This is a genomic window from Turicimonas muris (genome assembly GCF_002221595.1).
Classification (GTDB): Bacteria; Pseudomonadota; Gammaproteobacteria; order Burkholderiales; family Burkholderiaceae_F; genus Turicimonas; species Turicimonas muris.
On record NZ_NHMP01000004.1, the window covers coordinates 39,411 to 59,969 of the forward strand.

Consider the following 20,559-nt stretch of genomic DNA (forward strand, 5'->3'; position numbering starts at 1 on the left):
TGCGGCCTCTACAAACAAGCAGACTGCGCCAAGGAAGCGCAGTCTGTTACAAGGATTACTTGCCTACTTCTCTGCCGGCAATCGTTCCGTAAATGAGTGCATCAGGAACGGCATTGCATCCAACTCTATTAGTGCCATGAATGCCGCCTGTGATTTCCCCCGCAGCAAACAAACCAGGAATTGGTTTTCCGGCCTTATTCAAGACTCGAGTGTCCTTATCGATTGTCAAACCGCCCATCGTATGATGAACCGACGGTGTCATGAGAGAGGCATAGTAGGGACCGCCCGGAAGTTTATTTCCATCTTCGCAGCTCATGCGGCCGAACTCATCTCCTTTCTGTGTCTTACAGAACTCATTCCACTTTTCAACCGTGCGTTTGAGATTTGCAGGATCCATTCCGACTTTCTTAGCAAGCTCTTCTAAGGTATCCGCTTTAAATGCCTTCTTTTGTTTTAAAAGGTCAGAAATTAGGATTCCGTATGGGCCTCTGCCTTCTTTATCTTTTAGCAATGTCTGTTCAGTGCCGATGATGTAGAAGATATGATCCGGTTGGGCAAGAGCAGCCTTTGCCAGAACATCGCGTCTTCCTTGTTCGTTCACGAAACGATTGCCAAGCTTGTTGACGTAAATATTGGTTGATTCAACGATCTTGTGATTTGTAGAACCTGTTGCCGGATCAGTGGTCGGGAGTAGCTGGATATAGCCCATGTCTTTTACTCCGGCACCTACTTTCAAGGCCATATTGATGCCGTCACCGGTGATAGCCGGCATATTTGTGGTTTTAACTTTTTCATCCAGCTTTTTATCCCAGAGCTCATCGTACTCGTTACGCATCTTCACGTTGGCACCAAAACCGCCGGAGGCTAAGATGACTCCTTTGGATGCAAGAATCGTGTAAGTCTTACCATCGGGACCTTTGGCTTTCACGCCGATTACTTTGTCGTCCTTGGTAATAAGACTTTCCGCCGGCGTACTCATCATAAAGGCAACAGGTAAATTTTCGGCTTTGATGAGATCCAAGTATGTGTCGATATAGCCCACGCCAGATTTGTAATTGCTTGCTCGGTGAGATCTCGGCCAGAGAGCGCCAACGAATTGTGTTGGTTTCTTCTGCCAAATAATTCCCATTTTTGCAAGAGTTTCTTGGATTTCGGGGGCTTCTTTAGTCAAACGATAAACCAGTTCTAAGTTTGCTTTGTAATCGCCAGCTTTCCAACTTTGAAGGGCATGAAGTTCAGGTGTATCGAAAAGGCTTTTGGAGCCTGACTTCTTATAGTCGGCCCACTGTTGTTTGACCTGTGTAATGAGATCTTCCTGGAGCTTGTTTTGCGGTTTTTCAGCAAGAAGTTTTTCAATTGATTCTCTCTGTCCGTCAGTCATATTGATGGGTTTTTGACCTTCCGGATCTGCAGCGTTAAAACAACCTCCTGACACAGAGGTGTTGCCACCCGCAAAGTGAGCTTTCTCTAGAACAATAACGTTTAATCCTCTTTGTGCAGCTGCAACAGCGGCTGATAATCCGGCTCCACCTGCCCCAACTACAATCACATCAGTTTTTTCTTCGATATTGTCAGTTACTTTTTGTGGCTGTGGGACCATCTTGGAGAAATCTTTTGGATTAAGCCCTGCCTGCTTCAAACAGTCTTGGACAGCGGCCTTGATTGCGAAGGTCGTTAAGGTTGCCCCAGAAACATTATTGACATTGGTAGATTGATTTTTAACAATGTCAGCAGGGACTTTTGCTTTAGGTAAGTCTGCGACAGGATGAGTTTCACTCCAACTGAGAACCTTTACGTCCTCAATCTTATTGTTAGCTATTTTGACTTGGACTGTCACATCACCATTGCGGCCTAAGGTAGTGGCAGTGTATGTACCGTCTTTTGCCATTGAGGCTTCTTGAGCGCAGAATGCAGCTGCTACTAAGGCAGCGAGGACTGAAAATGTAAATTTCATAACTCTGTTCTCCTTGGAATGAATTTCACATAACCACGATAAGTGAAAATCCTGATGAGAACTAGTTAGAATTTCTGAAATAGTTCTCAAAAATTAAGAAATAGCAGATGATCCCAAAAGAGAGTCTTTTAGCATGGAAAGTATTTCAAAAGACGTCGCAAACTCTGAATATTTCGCGAACGGCTATAGAACTTGATCTTGATTTGAAAACTGCTTCACGGATCCTTAAAGAACTCGAAAAAAATTTGGGTTTTTCATTGTTTGATCGTTCTTCCCGGCCATTCAAAATGACTCAAGAAGCAGAACTAATTCTTCCTTGCGTTCATCAGCTTCTGAAAAGTGAGGACAAACTGTCTTTAAAGCTCCAAGAGGTAGCTTCGAAGCCTATAGATGTCCGTTTGTCTTTACCGGTAAACATGACGCGAGACGATCTTTTTCCTGTTATGGCAAAGTATCGGGAGCTTCATCCCAAATTCAATGTTCGTTTTCTTAATGATTGCGATCATCAACATTTGCTAGATGGAGAAACAGATATTGTCATGCTCCCATATAGACCCGAGAACGCCAACGGGGATCTTGTGTTGTTTGATGCCGGTTTTAGTTTCAACATGCTGTTGGCGAGTCCGAAGTATGTTGCACGGAACGGAAGTCCATCCTGCGTAGAGGACTTAAAGAATCACGTCTTGATTTTGCGTGACAGCCGAATATATCCAACAACTAGAAGCCTAGAACATGCAGACCTGTGCGTTTCACTGACTTCTGATTTTAAGCTTGTGTATCTTGGAGACGCTTTTTCTTGCAGAAGTGCTGCGCTTCTGGGACATGGAATTGCGGTGGACTTGTCGGTCGCCTATTGCAGCGACGATATTAAGGACGGCAGGCTCATCCCTTTGCTTCCGGGATGGCATCGGCCACGGTGGGACATGACAATTGCCATTAGAAAAGAAGACGCTGAGAATAAGCCTTTGTACGAATTTGCCTCCTGGTTTGCAAACACTCAAAAGAAAGCTTATCCAAAGCGGTGGGGCCCGATTTTTGAAAAATATGGTGTGACACCATAAACCTCCTTTGAAGTTAAGTTGGCATGCATGACTTCTAAAGGAGGTCTTCAAAAAGATCAAATGTCAGATAGAAAACTCCGATACTTTTCCTTCGCACGGGTAGCCGTTGGAGATCAGCAAAGTTTGTGAATTCAAATCCATGACCATAGAATAAATCGTACATGCTCGAAGGCCCGAATCTCTGAAGTCTTCGTGATAACACAGTGATTCCGGAAAGAATTCATGCGAAGTCAAAAGACTGTATACCGCATTAAGACCATCGGCTTTGCCAAGTTTTTTGATTTTCCGGCGAACAGTATTCAGACGAGTGTAGGTTGAAAGGGGACCTGCTTTGCCTTTGTCATGAGGAGCAATCAAAGGCGAGAGGAAGTGATTTGTGTGAGCCAATGGTTCCTCTTCTGCCATGAGAACGTCAAACTCATTCGGAGAGTACTCTACAGCCATGACTAAGTCCTCAGCCGAACCAATCGTTAAAGTCGCAGAACCAGCGCGCGGAACGTGTGCAATGCAATCTAATGCTTCCGTCGGCAAAGTAGAGTTGAGGATGTTGCGCATGATTAGGTGAAGAGGTACACCTTCTTTTCCGCTGCCGATGCTCACGGCGTTAAGGCACAATCCGATGCCGCAGGAGTTAAGACCTTTGCCGCCAATCAAACCGGCTTCTGCCACCATCAGAATATCGGGAGCTTTCTCCTGACGAATTTTGAGGATACAAGTATTTTCTCTCGCCGGCATGAACCAGTCCCAAGTTTGGCCGATCAAGACGCTTCCGCCGGAGGTTTGTTCTTTCAGAAAGGCCACCGCCGTACAGCCGTCTGAAGCGGCAAACATGATTTCACTGCGGCAGTTAAGAGTAAGGATTTCTTCAAACGGTAAATCTGCACCGCTTGCGACGCCTTTCATTTCTTCGACAGCACCTGGGCAGAATTTTTCGATATACGGAAGGAATTTCTTAGACGTTGCCATCGCTTTCTCCCACGAAATATTGGAGAAAGTTTTGAAAATCATTTTGTAGAAAGCGATATTTTTTCGGACAGCTTCTTTGACCGTCATTCCGTATGCCTTTCCTCGTTCGAAAGGTGTACCGGAAAGTTCGATGACCGGATATTGGCAAGGAACCACTTGAAGAGGCTGAACAGCAGGCGCTTGCGGAAGAGTAACTGCTCCAAAAACATTAGAAGTCAATAAAGAGACAGCACTTGCGCCAAGCACTGTTAAGGCCTTTCTTCTGGTTACAGACATTTCTTCTCCTTCTAGATCGAGACAAGTCAGGTTAGCAAAACCGACGATACTTTGGAGTTCTTGAAATTAGAAAAAAGCGATTCGGACAGGTGTTATTCAAGGTCTTAATCTTTTTCTGGAGAGACCATGTTGTGAGAGTTCCCGAGTAAGCCTTCAGAATTCTTTGCGGTTCTCTTTCCGGCCAATACGCTAGTGATTGAGCAACGGCCGCTCCAAGAGAATCATGTCCTTCAATACAATGTCTCCTTCTACGATAGGATGGTTATAGTTGTCGGTGAAGAAATTCGGAATTACACCCGTTTCTCGGAATCCGCACGAACGATAGAAGGGAAGAGTCAAAGGGCTGGCACCGGTTCCTACTCGCAGGCGTGAGTAATTTTTATATCTTTCGGCAATGAATTCGATCATGGCTTTGCCATATCCTTTGCGTTGAAAATTCGGTACGACGGCAAGATTCTTAATTTCTAAGGTTCCGTCTCCAACGTCGGCAACGACGCAGACAGCCTTTACACCATTGTCATCCAGAGTCCACAGTTCACCGCATTCCAAATAACGGTCAATCATATCTTCCTGTTCGTCCGCAAGGAGAAGAAGATCGAGGAATCTTTTCTTATTTTGTTGTATGAGTCGAAATATAGCCATCCCGGTAGCTCAGCGTTTTAAAGGTTCTTGTTCGTTTTCTTCCTATTTTGCTCGGTATGCAACAACCTTTGTGCTAAGAGGCCTGCAAAGGTCTGCGGTCAGCAAAGGAAGAAATTATTGTTTTTCCGGAAGACCATTACGAATGGAAGTCTTTCCAGCAGAGACCAAACTTGGCAAGATATTTGCGCAGACGATCTGAATCATTGCAGGACTTCTTTTCGAGGATGGAGTTTGAAAAGAGTTTCCTGCTGGCATCAGCAAGACTTTTAGAGGTTTTGCAGACCTCAATAACTTTCTCTAATTGGCAGCGATCGAAAAGATCTAATTTATTCCATTTCTCGTTAGTGATGACAGAGGAAGAAGCGTACGGAAGCGGAACTTTCTCATCAGGATGCCACCGATGGACAAGCCTTTTCCATTCCGAGTCGACAGTATCTTCCGTGATTCTTCCGCCATCTGAGAGTGTTGCCATTCTCATTACGGCTCCGGATAGGTCTCGGAAGTTAGATTTCCATAAAGCTTGATCAGACTTAGATAACTGCAGAAACTTCTCTCTGGCTTCTTTGTTGAAACTGAATTGCGTGCCGGTATTGACGGAAACTTGTTGAAGTTCGTAGTCAAGGTTCGGTTCAATATCTTCCGGCCGCTCTTTGAGAGAAGGTATTTTGAAAGACCACAATTGGATTCTGGCGAGAAGATCTTCTCTGAACTTTCCTTCTTTCACCATGGCAGAGAGATTTTTATTCGTGCCGCAGATTAGTTGGAAATCGCTTTTACTTTCGACATCGGAGCCCAGAGGATAAAAGCGTTTTTCCTCGAGAGCACGCAGCAGCATTGCCTGTTCATCAAGGCCGAGTTCGCCTATTTCATCCAAGAACAGCAGTCCGCCGTCAGCTGCTTTGAGAAGGCCTTCTCGGTGGTTGACTGCGCCGGTAAAAGCACCTTTAACGTGGCCGAAGAGAGCTGACATACAGGCGTCGCCTCTCAAAGTAGCGCAGTTAAGTTCAACGAAGCTGCCGCTAACCATTCTTTGCTGTTTTTTCCAGTCGTAGATGAGGCGAGCCATCTTGGTCTTTCCGACGCCGGTATCGCCGGTCAAAAGAATCGGCGACTTGGATTTGATACTGACGGTGGCCAGCTCTCTGATCATCGTGTTGAAGACCGGGTTCTTTGTTTCAATACCGGACTTTAAGAAGTGCACTCCTTCTTTCTGTTCTTGATGGAAACGCTCTGCAATCATGTCGTATTTAGAGAGGTCCAAATCAATGATTGTGTAAGTACCGGTTGGATCTCCGTACTTTTGCATTTGAGTTTGCAAAATTTTCCCCGGAATGTGACGTGATTCGGTTAGAAGAAAGAGGCAGATTTGGATGACATGAGTACCGGTAGTAATGTGGACCAAGTATTCTTCGTTATCGGTATCGAATTTGTAAGTCTTCAGAAAGTCGAAGATACCACTATAAACGGTTTGGAAATCCCAAGGATCTCGGAGCCTGATTTGATGAGTATTGAATTCTGTTTCCGGAGAAACTTGAAGAAAGTCTTCACGAACTGAAGAGGCGAGTTTTTGATAAGGAACGTCATAAAAAAGCTCGTACCTGGCCACCATAAGGTCTTCTTGTTGGCCTAAAGATACTGTCGGACGCCATTTAGACCATTTTGCTCTTCCGGGCTGATCAAGATTTGTCCCGAGAAAACCGAAAATAACCGTTTTTTTCATTTTTAAAGCTATAAAAATATATAGAAATATATTTTAAAGTATAAATTTTTATCTTCTAATTTAACGAAGAGATAAGTCATAATTTTATAACTACATGAATTTAAATGAGAATGAAAAGTTGGCATGCCTTTTGCAATAAGAAAGGATGAGACCTAAGAGGAGAAAATGAAAATATTAAAAATAGACGGAAGCATGGGACACGGAGGAGGACAAATTTTGCGCTCTTCTCTAGCTCTTTCCTGTATCTTGGGCATCCCTTTTGAAATGACAGACATCCGCAAAGGACGGCCGCAGCCGGGACTAAGAAAACAGCACTTATGCGGCGTAAAGGCTTGTGCAGAAATTTGCGGTGCCAAGGTTGAGGGAGCTGAATTAGGATCGGAGGTATTGAGTTTTGTTCCCAAGAAGATCAAAAGCGGTTCTTATCATTTTGCGGTTGGAAGCGGCGGCAGTACAGCATTGGTTCTACAAAGCGTCCTTTTACCATTAGCAGTCCAGAAACTGCCTTCTCAAGTGATCGTCGATGGCGGAACTTATTGTCCGCAAGCGCCTACAGGAGAGTTCTTTGCTGAAAGTTTAGTCCCGCGAATGAACCGGATGGGATATTCAATCGAGGCGAATATCGAGAAGTTTGGTTTTTATAAAGCAGGCGGAGGACAAATCAGCGTGGCATGCAATTCTCCGAAACAGTTTAGACCGGTCGATTTGGTAAGAAGAGAAAAACTGCGAAATTGCACCGTTCAGTTGATAACAAGTCATTTCCCGGAAAAAACGACGCTCAAGATCCGCAAGCTGATAACTAAAGAATTCGAGAAGATGAAATGTGCGGTTCCGTACGAAATGGAGATTGTTGAGAAGTCAACAATAGAAGAACCTGGTGCAGCCGTTATCGTGAGAACTGGATCTGCCGAATATCCTCTCATATTCAGTGATATTGCAGCCTACGGATATAGCTCAGAGGCTCTAGTTAACAACCTCGGAAAGCAGTTGCGGAAATTTTTTGCCGCGGAAGTACCGGTAGAAGTACATTTGGCCGATCAACTGATTCTTCCCCTAGGTTTTGCCGAAGGAGGGAAATTCTTAACGTCGCATCTTACAGAACACTTGGAAAGCTGCTGTCAGACGTTTGAATTGTTTACCGGGAAGAAAGTTGGATTAGAAAAGGACCGCAAAGAATTGCTTGTTGAAGTGCCGAAAGTACAAGGATAAAAAATGCTTAAAAGAAAAGATTTGGATGAGACTCCCATTTTTAAAACAGAAGACCTGAGAAATGCTTTTTATGAGGCACTGCATGAGGCTTATCGCGTCGGTAAGTCTGACGTTGAACTAAAAAAGGCGTTAAAGCAATTAGCCTCAGCATTAAAGCCGACAAAGGTTCTTAGCGGCGATCTCAAGGAGATTTTTGCAGTTGCTGCTGAGAAATTAGAACAATCCAGAGCCAATAGAATTAACTTTTGTGAGAGAAAAGAGAAGGCTCCTTGGAAACTTTGGGGCACGGAAAAAGTTGAAGCAAAGGCTTTGGAACAAATGGATGACGCTGTCAGTCTGCCGATTTCTGTGGGAGGGGCCTTGATGCCGGATGCACATCAAGGCTATGGATTGCCGATCGGCGGAGTACTAGCAACAAAAGGCGCCGTCATTCCTTATGCAGTAGGCGTAGATATTGCGTGCCGCATGAGAATATCGATTTTGGACGTTCCTTGTGAAGAGTTCGAACGAGATAGAAGAAGGTTCGGCGAGGTCCTTTTGCGTGAGACTCGTTTCGGAGTCGGAATCGCCTTTGATCCAGGAATGAGAGTCCATGAGGTTATGGATGATCCTCTGTGGAAGAAACCGGGCGTTTTGAAAGAGAATTTCCAGAAAGCCAGATCTCAACTAGGAACCAGCGGTCACGGGAACCACTTTGTTGAATTCGGCAAACTTACGGTTGAAGCCGATATTGACGAACCAACACTGAAAATAAAAGCGGGCACTTACACAGCTTTGCTTTCTCATTCGGGCAGCCGAGGACTTGGTCAGCATGTCGCTAATTTTTATTCCGAACTTGCAGCATTTTTACATCCGGAATTGCCGGAAAACTTGAAACGACTCTCTTGGTTGGAGTTGGATTCAGAGGAAGGAAAAGACTACTGGGAGGCAATGGAACTTTGCGGGCGATACGCAGCGGCCAATCACGAATTGATTCACAAGCATGTTATTGCCGCCCTTGGATGCGGTGTTCTCGGATACGTTGAAAACCACCACAACTTTGCTTGGAAGGAAGAGTTCAACGGAGAAGAGGTGATTGTTCACAGGAAAGGAGCGACTCCGGCTGGAGAAGGAAAACTGGGAGTGGTTCCAGGTTCCATGGGAACGCCGGGATTTATTGTCAGAGGCAAAGGCAATCCGGAATCTTTTAATTCCTGTTCTCATGGCGCAGGCCGAGTTATGAGTCGTGCCGCAGCATATAGAAATCTCAAAAGAGAGGATATGAAGAATTTTCTTCGCGCAAGAGAGGTGACGCTGATTGGCGGTACTTTGGACGAGTCTCCTGAGGTGTACAAGGACATTAATAAAGTGATAGCAGGTCAGACTGACTTGGTCGATGTTCTGGCAAAGTTTGAGCCGAAGGTCGTCAGAATGGCGGAAGAAAAGGCTCAATGGACTCAAAGGCGCAATAAAAAGAAAGCAGCAGGTGAGGCGGAAGTCTGTATGTAGGTTGCTTCCTCAAATGATTTGTTTTGCCTCCGGGATCGAGGAATCCCGGAGGTGGTGATTTTGCCGTAATTTTTGTCATGGAGAAAAGAGAGTTGCTGGCCAAAAAAGTGTTAGCGATGTGAGTTTTGTCGACTATTTTCTGTCAAGCGACAAGTTGTCAAGCGACAAGTTTAAGGACGTACTTTCAAGATCTAATAAAAAGATGGTTGTAACCGTCTTTTTCTTAAGTTTTTTTATTTTTTGACCAATGAAGGTTTCTTTTTAAGACCTTGCTGACTTACAAGTTCGAAGGAAGAGGAACAAGGTGGTAATGTTTTTGCCAATATGCGCTAGTAATTCGCGCCACAAGTTCATGAATTTGACAAGTATCCGGATCGTTGGGAAATTTTGTGCAGAAAGGACTGACAGATTTTCTTGCAAGGCGGAACCAGATCATAAAAATGAAAAATCGCTTAAGGCAACGGATGTTGACACGTCCGTTGGCGCATACGGTGAGATCTCAAACAATGATTGGCAGATCCCAGTGAGATAAATAGTTTTGGTAGTTGTTTTTATTCACGACGGTATATTTTGCTTCTGGATAAGCCTCCCTGAAAGAGGGAGGACTCATGACATCATCTCGACTTAATTTTATTTCGAAAGCTTGAATCTCGTCGTTGTATGTCTCGATTAGATCTACTTCCGCTTTGTTTTTTGTCCTCCAAAAGTAGTGATTAACCATGCAATTGTGGTAGCTGGCTTGCTTAATTCTTTCGATAACAAAATAATTTTCAAACAAAGCTCCCTGCTCTTCAAAGGGGCGCGATTCTAAGGGAGTAAATCTTTTTAAGATGGCATTGCGCACGCCAAGGTCGTAAAAATATATCTTTTTAGATTTTTTCAATTCATTTTCAAGATTTCTTGCAAATGAAGGCAAACATTTGATGACAAAACATTGCTCTAATAAAGTTATGTAAGTCCGGACTGTTGGGCTGGAAAGCTTGCATTCTTGGGCTATCGACTCATAACTGCACATCTGTCCGATTCGAGAGGCAAGGACATAGACCAAATGTTGGAAGGCCCCGTGATTTTTAATCCCTCCCAAAGCTAAGGCATCCTTGAAGGCAAGATTTTTGTAGAGGTTGTTCAGATTTACTATTGCCTGAGAAGGTTCATTTATTATCTGCGGGTAGCTTCCGAACACTAGCCGGGAAGAAAGATTTCGTTTTTCTTGAATTACAGAGGAAGCATCTGCCAATTCCTCAAATGAAAAAGGCCACAAATAATACGACCGGGTCCTTCCTGCTGCGCTTTCATAGACACCACCGGCTAAATCTAATGAACTGGATCCTGTGACGTAAATTTTGCACTCAGTACGAGCATCCACCATTCTTTTGATAAGAAGACCAATTCCCGGAATTTTCTGCGCTTCGTCGATAACTATGATTTTGTGAGAACTCAGCAACGAAAGCACTTCTTTTTTGGAAGGAAGGTTAGTCAGGATATTCACATCAACTGGCTCATCTCCGCTTAGCCAAAAACAATCTCGATTCTTTATGAAGTGCTCTAAAAGGGTCGTTTTTCCGACCTGTCGCGGACCAAAAATAGTGGTTGCCTTGTCTTTTGGAGTGTTTTCTAAAATTTCCGACAAAGAGCGATTTATATATTCCATCTTAAACTTTTTTAAAATTGATTTTAGAAAAGTTTAAACTATTTTAAAACTCATTTTAAAAAAGTTTAGTTTGTTTCGCTCATCAAGCCTTGATTAATGGTTCTTTTGTTCTGTGTGAGTGGCTCTAAGTTATTCTCCTTCTTTGATAACAACGCTGGCGCGGGAGTGTTTGCACCCTATGGTGCATCTTCTCTGGCCTAAAAGGCCAAATATAAGGGTTCAAGAAAAGAAAAACCGGCAGATCATTTCGAGGAATTTTCTGCCGGTCTTTTGATTGTTATCTTACTTTAATTGACTACCGCTAATTTGGCGTCAAAAGCAAGATTCCTTTGGCTAAGCAACCAGATTAGTATTCATCAAACATACGTTGAATTTCTTTAGGATCGCTGGTCTTTGTCAGAGCCAATTGCAGAAGCAAGCGAGCCTTTTGAGGATTCAAAGTATCGGATTCCAAGAATCCAGCGTCTTTCCACTTAGCAAGAGAAACTGTTGTTGGGCCGTTTGGAACACGAGCGCTTCTAACAACAATGACGCCGTTCTTGACAGCATCTTTCAAACCTGCTTCTGTCGGATCAGCAATAGAACCATTTCCTGTGCCAGCGTGAATGATGCCTTTGGCACCGGCTTTAACAGCAGCATCTGCCATTACGCGGTCAGCATCAACGTGGGAATAAATGATGTCAACGCGCGGCAGAGTTTCTAAGTTGGAAACGTCAAATTCGCTGTTGGTGGTGTGACGTTTGGTGGACTGTTTGTAGAAGCGGACTTTTCCGGCTCCGATGTAGCCCAGAGCTCCGAGTTCAGGAGACTTGAAGGTTGCAACGTTAGTTGTATTAGTCTTGGTGACGTCTCTGGCGCTGTTGATGACATCGTTCATAACAATCATGACGCCTTTGCCCTTAGCTTCCGGAGAAGTGGCAACCTTAACGGCATTCAAAAGATTCATTGGACCGTCTGCTGAGATTGCAGTAGCCGGTCTCATAGCGCCAACCAGAACAACCGGTTTGTCGCTCTTGGTTAGAAGGTTAAGGAAGTAGGCTGTTTCTTCCAATGTATCGGTGCCGTGTGTGATGACGATGCCGGATACAGAAGGATCCTTAAGGAGTTCGTTGACACGTTTAGCAAGCTTCAACAATGTCGGTGTGTTCATGTTGTTGGAGGAAATCTTAACGATTTGTTCTCCGGTCACATTAGCAATATCTTTGACTGCTGGGACAGCGTCAATCAAAGTTTGAATAGCCAAATCTCCGGCTTTGTAGCCGGTTACCTGTGTGGCGGAAGCGGCTGTGCCGGCAATAGTACCGCCAGTGGCAAGAATTTTCACATTCGGGAGGTCGGCTGCGAATGCAAAAGAAGCGGAGCAAACAGCAAGAGCTGCGATTATTGATTTAATTTTCATATAGTAAGTTCTCCTTTCATTGGGATCGTTATCCCGATAAAGATCCTAGCTCACTACTTAGAAAATGGGAAGTTTTTTAAAGTACAGGACACTAGTTTTCAGGGAAAACTTGAGCATGAAGGAAGCGGGATTATCAAAAATAAAAATCGAGGTGAGAGTCAAAGGTTCGGTCTTTATTGGTCTAACATCAGCGTTCCAGCGATGAAAAACATAACGACGGCTATTAACAGGTCCAAAACTTTCCAAGCGATTGGACGCCTGAAAATTGGTCTTAGCAGTCTTGCTCCGTATCCAAGGCTATAGAACCAAAGAAAACTTCCCAAGCAGGCTCCCATGCTGAAGAAATATTTGCCAGGTTCACCGTAGGCAGATGCGATGCTGCCAAGCAAAATCATGGTGTCAAGGTAAACATGAGGATTGAGGAATGTGAAGCCTAAACAGGTAAGAAGGACCTTGGAGAGACTAGGCAACGAAACGGTGTTGCCTGCGACTAAGGAGCCGGAAGACTTAAAAAAGTTCTTCAAGGAAAGCAGCCCGTAAACAAACAGGAATGCCGCGCCGCCATAGCGGAAAGTGTCGAGGAAGATAGGGAACTTTTGAATAATGGCGCCGATACCGAAAACACCGCACCAAATCAGCAGGAAATCGCCTAGAAAACAGATTGTGCACACCGGAAAGACGTATTTCTTGTGCAGTCCGATTTTTAATACATAAGCGTTTTGTGCACCAATAGCAATGATCAATGACAAACCGGTCAACAGACCTGAAATCAATACTGAGAAATCAAGTATGGCACAACAAAGAAAAATGAAAGCTAAAAACGACAAAAATATATGTTTTTCAGAAGATTCCCAGTGAGATTATTGTCTTTAACGACGGATCATCGTCTCTTGTTGGAAAGCGACTGATATTGAATATTATGTTAAAAAAATTCTTCTCTCTGAATGGAGGAAGACTTTTAGAGAAGAAGGTTTGGAGCAGAGTGCTTTGAATGTCAAATAATTAAGACTTAATACTATGAAAGAAAAATACGACCTATATGTTCTTTCTCTGATAGAGACTATACAGGTCGTAATCGAAATTAAAAGGATTCAAAACTCATTAGAAGTCATGAACCATGCCGAAGGCAATCTGGTATCCATTTAGGTTAGTCGTTTTCAAGCTGGTTCCCTTCCCCCAGCCTTTGCCTCCGTCAACATATCCCGCGAATCCATAAACTTTTGTTCGCTTAGAAAATGGATACTCATAGCCAGCACCGATATTCCAGAGATTTGCTTTTTTCTCTTTTTGGATAAGGGAACCTTTTCCGTCCACCTTTCTCGTGATGTATTTGAAGCCTAATTTTGCAGTACCCGCGCCGATTTTAATTTGGGTTCAGACTTGGGCGGTATGCTGTTTGTAGCGATCCTCTCCCCATTGATATTGATAAATTGCCATTGGACGAATTTGTCCGATTTGCCAATATCCTCCGATAGTCAGATGATAGAGCGGATTGTGCTTAATACCAGTTTCATTTTTGTAGTCCATAGCTTCAAAAATAACGCTCCCGCTAGCTTCTTTGCTGCGGTAGAGAGCTCCTAAGCCATAATAGTGATTGTTTTTTGACCACTTGTTTTCGGAGTCGTCCGTGTTAGTGCCATTTGAATACATTGCATGGAGGGAGACGTTTCCAAAAGACGGTGTACTGTATGCAACCGCATTGTCTACACGGCTAAAATGAAGAGAGGTAGTTCCAGAGGCCCATCCGCTGGCACCATGGGTGACACCGAATACTGCGCCTCTCAAGATGCCCGTGGATTGGGCGAATCCCAGAGTTCCTAAACGGCCAAACGTTACACGTCCAAAACTGCCGTCGAGATAGAGAGAGGATTCTCTATTGAAAGCTTGATTGGATCCCCCTTCTGCTCCGTCATCGATAGTAAATCCCTGTTCAAGAATAAAGCCGACTTTATAACCGTTGCCGAGATCTTCAACTCCTTTTATACCCCATCGAGATCCAGCTGTAAAACCAGACTTAAGTTGGACAGTGGCAGCCCCATGACGAGTTTTGCCAGTCAACACGCTTGCATCAATTTTCCCATAAATATTTACTTGAGAAGCTTGTGCGCCAAAAGAAGTGATTAAGCCGGTACAAAATAAAGCAACGGCGACGGATCTAAATTTCAACATTTTTTTTCTTGGACGTAAATGAACATAGATATTTAGAAGACGGGATTGTCTTCATTACACTCAGCTGAAATTTTTATATCTTCGAAGAATCCTTCCCTCAGTTTGCTTTGTTTTTCTTTGGGTGTTTTGTTGAGTTCAAAAAACTTTTAGAAATGCTTAGCTAACTCCGAGAAGGTGTTTTTTATTCTATATATGTAACTTCTTAATACAAAAGCGAAGTTCGCAAAGGTTCTTTGTCATTTGATCAAAAGCTTCATCTAAGTAGTTTTGTTAAATCGGGGAAAAACTTGGCGGGAGGGACTTACTTATTTTGGTGGTGATTTGTTCAGATAGGGAAAACACGGATTTATCATTAACGGACCAAACAGCGAAATACCCGTGTTGTTTAAGTATTTGAGGAGTGAAAAAATGGCTGATGTAAAAAGCATCAAGGGAACCCAGACAGAAAAAAATTTGGCTATCTCATATTTGAATGAAGCCCAGTCCTATGCTCGTTATACATACTATGCAAATCAGGCAAACAAAGAACTGTATTTCCCAATCGGCGTAGTCTTTAACGTTACGGCTGCTAATGAACTTCGCCACGGCAAAATCTTCTTAGGTTTTCTGCAGGGCGGCTCCGTTATCGCACCTACACCGGTAGATGCGCTTCCTCCAAGCGGAACTATTGAAAATCTGAAGATTTCTATTTCCGAAGAACAGAATGAAGGCGTAGACGCGTACATTAAGTACGCACAGATCGCTGAACAGGAAGGATTTGCCGATATCGCCTCTAAGTTCAGAGCCATTGCACAGATTGAACAGGAACATTTGAACCGCTTCCGCCGTCTGCTCCAGCAAGTCGAAACCGGCACAGTTTGGAAGAGAGACAAACCAATTCTTTGGCAATGCTTGGTTTGCGGCTACCAAGTCGAAGCTTTGGAACCTCCAAAAGTTTGCCCGGCTTGCTCACACCCATATCAACACTACATGGCAACAGATATTCTTCTGTAATTTTGCAGGTTAGTTAAGAGGTGAAAAGGATCGTCTATCGGCGGTCCTTTCTTTTTGACACTCTTTTTAGGCGTTTTCATATGACAAACCAGCATTTATATGAAAGAATCCAGCAAAGTGTCTGCTAAATAACGGAGAACTTGTAAATGCATATTGATAATGAAATCAAGCTAGACTTCAAAGATGTATTGATCAGACCTAAGAGATCGACACTTTCCAGCCGCTCTAGCGTTGACCTAGTCAGACCTTTTAAATTCCTTCACTCAAAAACAGAATACGCAGGTATTCCAATCATTGCTGCCAACATGGATACGACCGGAACTTTTTCCATGGCCGAAGCCTTAGGCAAGCATCAATTGTCCGTAGCTCTTCATAAACACTATGACGCTAAGGACTATGTTGAATTTTTCAGCAAACTTACCAACAAGAGCACCGCTTTCTACTCTTTAGGCATCGGTTCGGCCGATATGAAGAAGTTTGAAGAAGTCATGAAGGCCGCTCCCGATGCAATTAAATATGTCTGCATCGACGTTGCTAACGGTTATACGGAGACTTTTGTTTCCTTCGTCAGCTCTTTCAGAAAGAGCTTCCCGAACATGGTCATTATGGCCGGTAATGTTGTTACAGGAGATATGACCGAAGAATTGCTCTTAGCAGGTGCTGATATCGTTAAGGTCGGTATCGGCCCAGGTTCCGTCTGCACAACCAGAAAGATGACAGGCGTTGGTTATCCTCAGCTCTCTGCTACGATTGAGTGCGCAGACGCAGCTCATGGCCTAGGCGGACTGATTTGTGCTGACGGCGGTTGCACAAGACCGGGGGACATTGCAAAAGCATTCGGTGCCGGTGCAGACTTTGTTATGCTCGGCGGCATGTTTGCCGGCCACGATGAAAGCGGCGGTGAAGTTTTAGAGAAAGACGGCAAGAAATACAGAGCTTTCTACGGCATGAGCAGTAAATCTGCTATGGATAAGTATGCCGGCGGAGTCGCTCACTACCGTGCCGCAGAAGGCAAGACAGTTCTGCTTGAAGACAGAGGCCCTGTCGAAGGAACTATTCAAGACATTCTCGGCGGCGTTCGCTCCGCATGTACTTATGTCGGTGCAAGACGTCTGAAAGAGCTTACAAAGAGAACCACGTTCGTTCGTGTAACTCAGCAGCTCAACGAAGTTTTCGGGAAGTCATAAAACTCAATTTTGGAGAAGACAGTGACGGAACAATTGAAGCAAGAGGAACAAACCGGTTTAGAAGAGCTGGACACTAAGCTTTTTGATCTCAGTTCACTCGAGCCGGCTTCGAAGTATCTGAAGACTGCTGTCAAAGCGTTAAACGGAAAATCCCCCAAGGAAGTGACGAAGATTGTTCTTTCTCATTTAACGGCTGACGGGAAGCAGCGTCTCCTAGAAGACCTAGTTGCTGATAAGGTCTTAAAGGAAGACAAGAAAGCCTCTCCAACCGAAGAAATGGATGAAAGAAATCCTGACACGTCTCCTTCGGCCTATCCGTATATTCATGGCTACAATCCGGACCTTTACAAGAAGCAGCTATATCAGCTTCAGATTGAATTGCTGAAACTGCAGAAGTGGGTTAAGGAAAATAACAAGAAGGTTCTGATTCTTTTTGAAGGCCGAGACGCGGCCGGAAAGGGAGGAACCATTCTTCGTTTTACCGAGAGCCTGAATCCTCGCGGCGCTAGAGTGGTTGCTCTGCCGAAACCTACGCCGGAACAGCAAGGTCAATGGTATTTCCAACGCTATTCGTCTCAACTGCCTTCTCCGGGCGAACTCGTTTTCTTTGACAGATCCTGGTACAACCGTGCGGTAGTAGAGCCAGTCATGGGATTCTGCACGGAAGAGCAGACAAAGCAGTTTTTGCAGGAAGTTCCTTATTTCGAAAAGAGCATTATCAACAGCGGGACGATTCTGATTAAGTTCTGGCTTTCTGTTTCCAGAAAAGAACAAAAAAGAAGATTTAAGCAGCGCCGCACGGATCCGCTGAAGAGGTGGAAACTTTCTCCTGTTGATTTGGCTTCATTAGACAAGTGGGATGAGTACAGCGAAGCTATTCATAATATGTTCGTAGCTAGCGATAATTTCTATGCCCCTTGGCTGGTAATCCGCAGCGACGACAAGATGAGAGCACGTCTCAATGCCATCCGTTATGTATTGAAGACCATAGACTATGCTGAAAAAGATCCTAAGGCGATTGGACAAATCGACCCGTTAATCTTGTATCCTGCCGGTTCTTGCCTTGGCGAAACTAACGACAAGCTTGATATGCCAAGGGAAGATAAGAAGGAAAAGTCCGAAAAGCACAAGGACAAAAAGAAAAAGTAAAGAAGGACAAAGATGAGTTCATTATTTGATTCTGCAAAATTTGTGATGTCCGTAGCCGACATTGAAGGTTTGCCGGACTCTGAACTTCCGGAGATTGCCTTTGCGGGCCGTTCAAACGCAGGGAAATCAACCTCGATCAACTGTATTTGCCGCCAGTCCCGTTTGGCATTTTCCTCAAAGACTCCGGGCCGTACTCAGCTTTTGAATTTCTTTGAGCTCTCTGTAAAAGGAGAAAAGCCTAGAGAAAGAATTCCAAAAGGCTATTTGGTTGATTTACCGGGATATGGCTTTGCTAAAGCCGCGCCTGAAACCAGAAAGACCTGGGAAAACTTAGTCGGCGGCTATGTTGTCGGAAGAGAGCCGCTCAAAGGCATTGTCATCGTGATGGATGCTAGAAGACCTTTTATGCCGGCCGATGAATTCTTGCTCGACTTTCTGCTTCCTCGAGAAGACCTGGCGATTCACTTTCTTTTGAATAAGTCTGATCAGCTCAAAACAACTGAGAAGAGAGCCTCCATGGAGATGGCCCGCAAGAGGGCGGCCGAGCTTGGCGGCAACATTACATATCAGCTGTTTTCCGGCCTTAAGAAGGAAGGAATTCAGGAACTGCAGGATGTGCTGACCGGTTGGCTTGGGTTGCCGAAAGGATCTTAAAGATATTTTTTTCAGTAATTTGGAAGCGGGCGTAGGCCCGCTTTCGTTTTGAGAGTGTTGAACGGAATTCTTATCCGAAGGAATTTCTTCTAAAGGTTTTAATCTTATGCAAGTTTCCTATTTTTCTTTTGCTAGACGTTTGCTCTAAAGGAAAGGATCTGTTTTTAACTCGAAGATAGGCTTGCACTTTCTAATAAGAGAGTACAGTCCAATGGATTTACATCCAAATTTTCTGGCTACGGCTGGTAACTTCGGAGACTTACAGTTGGCGTCTATATCAGTTTTTTCTAAAGTGACAATGGTTGAACCGTTGATACTGGCGTGTGCTACAAGCCACGGATCAGCTCCATCCAAAAAAGCATCGACTTTTCTTTCCCATTGCGGCTGACTCACAGTATAAGTGCAGACTTCCTTGTATTTTGTCATCTCTTCTGGTGACGGACTCTTTACTTTTGGCTCCCACAGCGCAACTCGTTGGCTGAGTTCGTCTCGTCCTTTTCTTAATTCTTCATAGACTCGCCGATGAAGAATAAAGGTTCCGTTATTTATCCCCAAATCCAAAAACTTCCAAAAGCCCGGATGAAATTGTGGGTCGTAGTATGAATTTTTGGATGTAATAAATACATTAGCATCCAAGATATATTTTTGTTCTATCACAGGCCCATCTCCAAGGCTTTTTTCTGAATTGTATTTGCACTGTATAGAGTTAACCGCATTGCTTCAGAAAAAGGAATCTCTCCCGAATAGGCTGCTTTTATAGCGTTATCGATCAGCAACTTTCCTAGGCGAGCTTGTTGAATCACGGTGTAACTGGGCCCTCCTTTTCCTTTTTCTTTTGGTTTACTGAAAGCAAGAAGTTTATTTAATTCCTCATGGAAGAAAGCATCCGATATGAGATGCAATTCATGAGCGCGACGAATTATCACCCACTTACTCACACAAAACTCTTCGGCCAGAGAATCTAGCAGTTCTAAGGTCTCTTGGGAATCTCCTCTCTCCCAGCAATTTCTAAAATCCTTTTCGGGGACCAAATACTCTACAGTGATACGGTCACAAAGTCGTTCTACACCGCGAGCGCTACCATCGCCTCCAGATATGCCCGTCTCCCCAAGCAAGATATGACAAAATTCATGGATCAAAGTAAAAATCTGCGCCTTAGACGAGTCGTTTTCATTGAGAAAGATCAGAGGACAGTACTTGTCACATAATGCGAATCCACGGAATTCGTCGCTGTCCAACTTATGTTTTATAGAGTTAAGCACATGGCTATTTTTTTGTATTAACACGCCTAAATTTTCGATAGTATGGAGAAGGTTCTTAAAGCGATTTTCCTGGCTACTAAGCTTCTTTTCTCCCAGGAGCTTCTTTAGTATGTTTGCTCCTTCTTTCGGAGTGTTATGTTGAGAAAGGACTCCTTCATATAAAAAAGGTTCAGCGTCCGCATTTTCTAAACGTTCACTGAGGAAGGCTTGGCACTCTTTTGCGTGCTCAATCGTTTTTCTTAGGCCTAAACTAATTTCTTTTACTGGATGGTTCCCTTTTGTTCTGAAATCCGGAAGTAATGGTATTTCCTCTGGAGGAGAAGGTAAGCAAAAATAACCAAAAGGTACAGACAGCTTATTGGAAAGCTTCTGAGTTTGTGTGATTGTCGGCTTTCGTTTTCCTTCTAACCAGCTCTGAATAAAAGGAAATTCTTTGACTAGATCTCCAGCAGTGTATCTGGCTCTCTTAAGAGCCCAGGCTAAAATTTTCTCATTAAAAACAATAAATTCGCTCATATTTTTCAACCTGCTAACTCAAATAGAACCTCTGCAGACAGCTTTATTATTTTCAGAGAAATCGCAATACGCCAGTTCCTTTGACGACACATCTTCTAATTTTAGATTATCACAGATTAAAAACAATACGCCACTTGTAGTGCGAAGGCTGAGATTAACCTTTTATAAAAAGAAGTGGCTAGAGCATCCAAAGTTTGTCGCTGGTTCGACAGTTCCGAGGAGCACAGCCAATCCAAGGCCATATAGAGTTAAAAGATTTTTCT

General features: G+C 43.9%; 18 protein-coding genes. 7 read left to right on the top strand and 11 right to left on the bottom strand.

The features are described from left to right. Positions 1–55: 55 nt before the first annotated feature. Positions 56–1,954, bottom strand: a complete 1,899-nt coding sequence (locus ADH67_RS07260) for a flavocytochrome c (protein ID WP_066594958.1) — start codon at positions 1,952–1,954, stop codon at positions 56–58. Between the two features lie 107 nt (positions 1,955–2,061). Between ADH67_RS07260 and ADH67_RS07265 the strand changes: the two genes are divergently transcribed. Beyond that, entirely contained in the window at positions 2,062–3,015 is a 954-nt protein-coding gene (locus ADH67_RS07265) for a LysR family transcriptional regulator (protein WP_066594959.1), read from the top strand. Positions 3,016–3,078: 63 nt separating this feature from the next. On the opposite strand, the gene ADH67_RS07270 is transcribed toward ADH67_RS07265, so the two are convergent. From ADH67_RS07270 to rtcR, 3 genes are all read right to left on the bottom strand, one after another. Further along, complete coding sequence (locus ADH67_RS07270; RefSeq protein ID WP_084081562.1) at positions 3,079–4,257, bottom strand: C45 family autoproteolytic acyltransferase/hydrolase; 1,179 nt, start codon at positions 4,255–4,257, stop codon at positions 3,079–3,081. A 189-nt stretch (positions 4,258–4,446) separates the two neighbouring features. Beyond that, complete coding sequence (locus tag ADH67_RS07275; RefSeq protein WP_066594961.1) at positions 4,447–4,899, bottom strand: GNAT family N-acetyltransferase; 453 nt, start codon at positions 4,897–4,899, stop codon at positions 4,447–4,449. Between the two features lie 136 nt (positions 4,900–5,035). Beyond that, positions 5,036–6,619 (bottom strand): RNA repair transcriptional activator RtcR, encoded by a 1,584-nt coding sequence (gene rtcR / locus ADH67_RS07280; protein ID WP_066594962.1) that lies wholly within the window; start codon positions 6,617–6,619, stop codon positions 5,036–5,038. Between the two features lie 165 nt (positions 6,620–6,784). Between rtcR and rtcA the strand changes: the two genes are divergently transcribed. Together rtcA and ADH67_RS07290 are read left to right on the top strand one after the other, a co-directional pair. Further along, positions 6,785–7,828, top strand: coding sequence for an RNA 3'-terminal phosphate cyclase (rtcA, locus tag ADH67_RS07285; protein WP_066594963.1), 1,044 nt, complete (start codon positions 6,785–6,787; stop codon positions 7,826–7,828). A gap of 3 nt (positions 7,829–7,831) precedes the next feature. Next, positions 7,832–9,316 carry an RtcB family protein gene (locus tag ADH67_RS07290; protein WP_066594964.1) on the top strand — a complete coding sequence of 495 codons (1,485 nt, stop codon included), beginning with the start codon at positions 7,832–7,834 and terminating at the stop codon, positions 9,314–9,316. 499 nt (positions 9,317–9,815) lie between these two features. Here ADH67_RS07290 and ADH67_RS07295 read toward each other — a convergent pair whose 3' ends face one another. The 5 genes from ADH67_RS07295 to ADH67_RS07310 all read right to left on the bottom strand — a co-directional run bounded on the left by ADH67_RS07295 (position 9,816) and on the right by ADH67_RS07310 (position 14,535). Beyond that, the gene (locus ADH67_RS07295; protein WP_066594968.1) at positions 9,816–10,967 is read right to left on the bottom strand and encodes an ATP-binding protein; all 1,152 of its coding nucleotides are present in this window, start codon (positions 10,965–10,967) and stop codon (positions 9,816–9,818) included. Between the two features lie 346 nt (positions 10,968–11,313). Continuing rightward, complete coding sequence (locus ADH67_RS07300) at positions 11,314–12,366, bottom strand: type II asparaginase (RefSeq protein WP_066594969.1); 1,053 nt, start codon at positions 12,364–12,366, stop codon at positions 11,314–11,316. 173 nt (positions 12,367–12,539) lie between these two features. After that, positions 12,540–13,139, bottom strand: coding sequence for a LysE/ArgO family amino acid transporter (locus ADH67_RS07305; RefSeq protein WP_236578409.1), 600 nt, complete (start codon positions 13,137–13,139; stop codon positions 12,540–12,542). A 328-nt stretch (positions 13,140–13,467) separates the two neighbouring features. Then, positions 13,468–13,680 carry a hypothetical protein gene (locus ADH67_RS13460; protein WP_236578410.1) on the bottom strand — a complete coding sequence of 71 codons (213 nt, stop codon included), beginning with the start codon at positions 13,678–13,680 and terminating at the stop codon, positions 13,468–13,470. Between the two features lie 60 nt (positions 13,681–13,740). Further along, entirely contained in the window at positions 13,741–14,535 is a 795-nt protein-coding gene (locus tag ADH67_RS07310) for a porin (protein ID WP_236578411.1), read from the bottom strand. 408 nt (positions 14,536–14,943) lie between these two features. Here ADH67_RS07310 and ADH67_RS07315 point away from each other — a divergent pair, with 408 nt between their 5' ends. The 4 genes from ADH67_RS07315 to yihA all read left to right on the top strand — a co-directional run bounded on the left by ADH67_RS07315 (position 14,944) and on the right by yihA (position 18,518). Next, complete coding sequence (locus ADH67_RS07315; protein WP_066594970.1) at positions 14,944–15,528, top strand: rubrerythrin family protein; 585 nt, start codon at positions 14,944–14,946, stop codon at positions 15,526–15,528. A 146-nt stretch (positions 15,529–15,674) separates the two neighbouring features. Next, positions 15,675–16,715, top strand: a complete 1,041-nt coding sequence (locus ADH67_RS07320; RefSeq protein ID WP_066594972.1) for a GMP reductase — start codon at positions 15,675–15,677, stop codon at positions 16,713–16,715. A 21-nt stretch (positions 16,716–16,736) separates the two neighbouring features. Further along, a complete protein-coding gene (gene ppk2, locus ADH67_RS07325) occupies positions 16,737–17,864 on the top strand; it encodes a polyphosphate kinase 2 (RefSeq protein ID WP_236578412.1) in 1,128 nt (375 codons plus the stop codon). Positions 17,865–17,876: 12 nt separating this feature from the next. Continuing rightward, positions 17,877–18,518 carry a ribosome biogenesis GTP-binding protein YihA/YsxC gene (gene yihA, locus ADH67_RS07330; RefSeq protein WP_066594977.1) on the top strand — a complete coding sequence of 214 codons (642 nt, stop codon included), beginning with the start codon at positions 17,877–17,879 and terminating at the stop codon, positions 18,516–18,518. Positions 18,519–18,662: 144 nt separating this feature from the next. On the opposite strand, the gene ADH67_RS07335 is transcribed toward yihA, so the two are convergent. Continuing rightward, positions 18,663–19,175 carry a DUF4411 family protein gene (locus tag ADH67_RS07335; protein WP_066594982.1) on the bottom strand — a complete coding sequence of 171 codons (513 nt, stop codon included), beginning with the start codon at positions 19,173–19,175 and terminating at the stop codon, positions 18,663–18,665. Continuing rightward, complete coding sequence (locus tag ADH67_RS07340; RefSeq protein WP_066594984.1) at positions 19,172–20,296, bottom strand: ImmA/IrrE family metallo-endopeptidase; 1,125 nt, start codon at positions 20,294–20,296, stop codon at positions 19,172–19,174. The genes ADH67_RS07335 and ADH67_RS07340 overlap by 4 nt, the downstream gene beginning before the upstream one ends. Between the last annotated feature and the right edge of the window lie 263 nt (positions 20,297–20,559).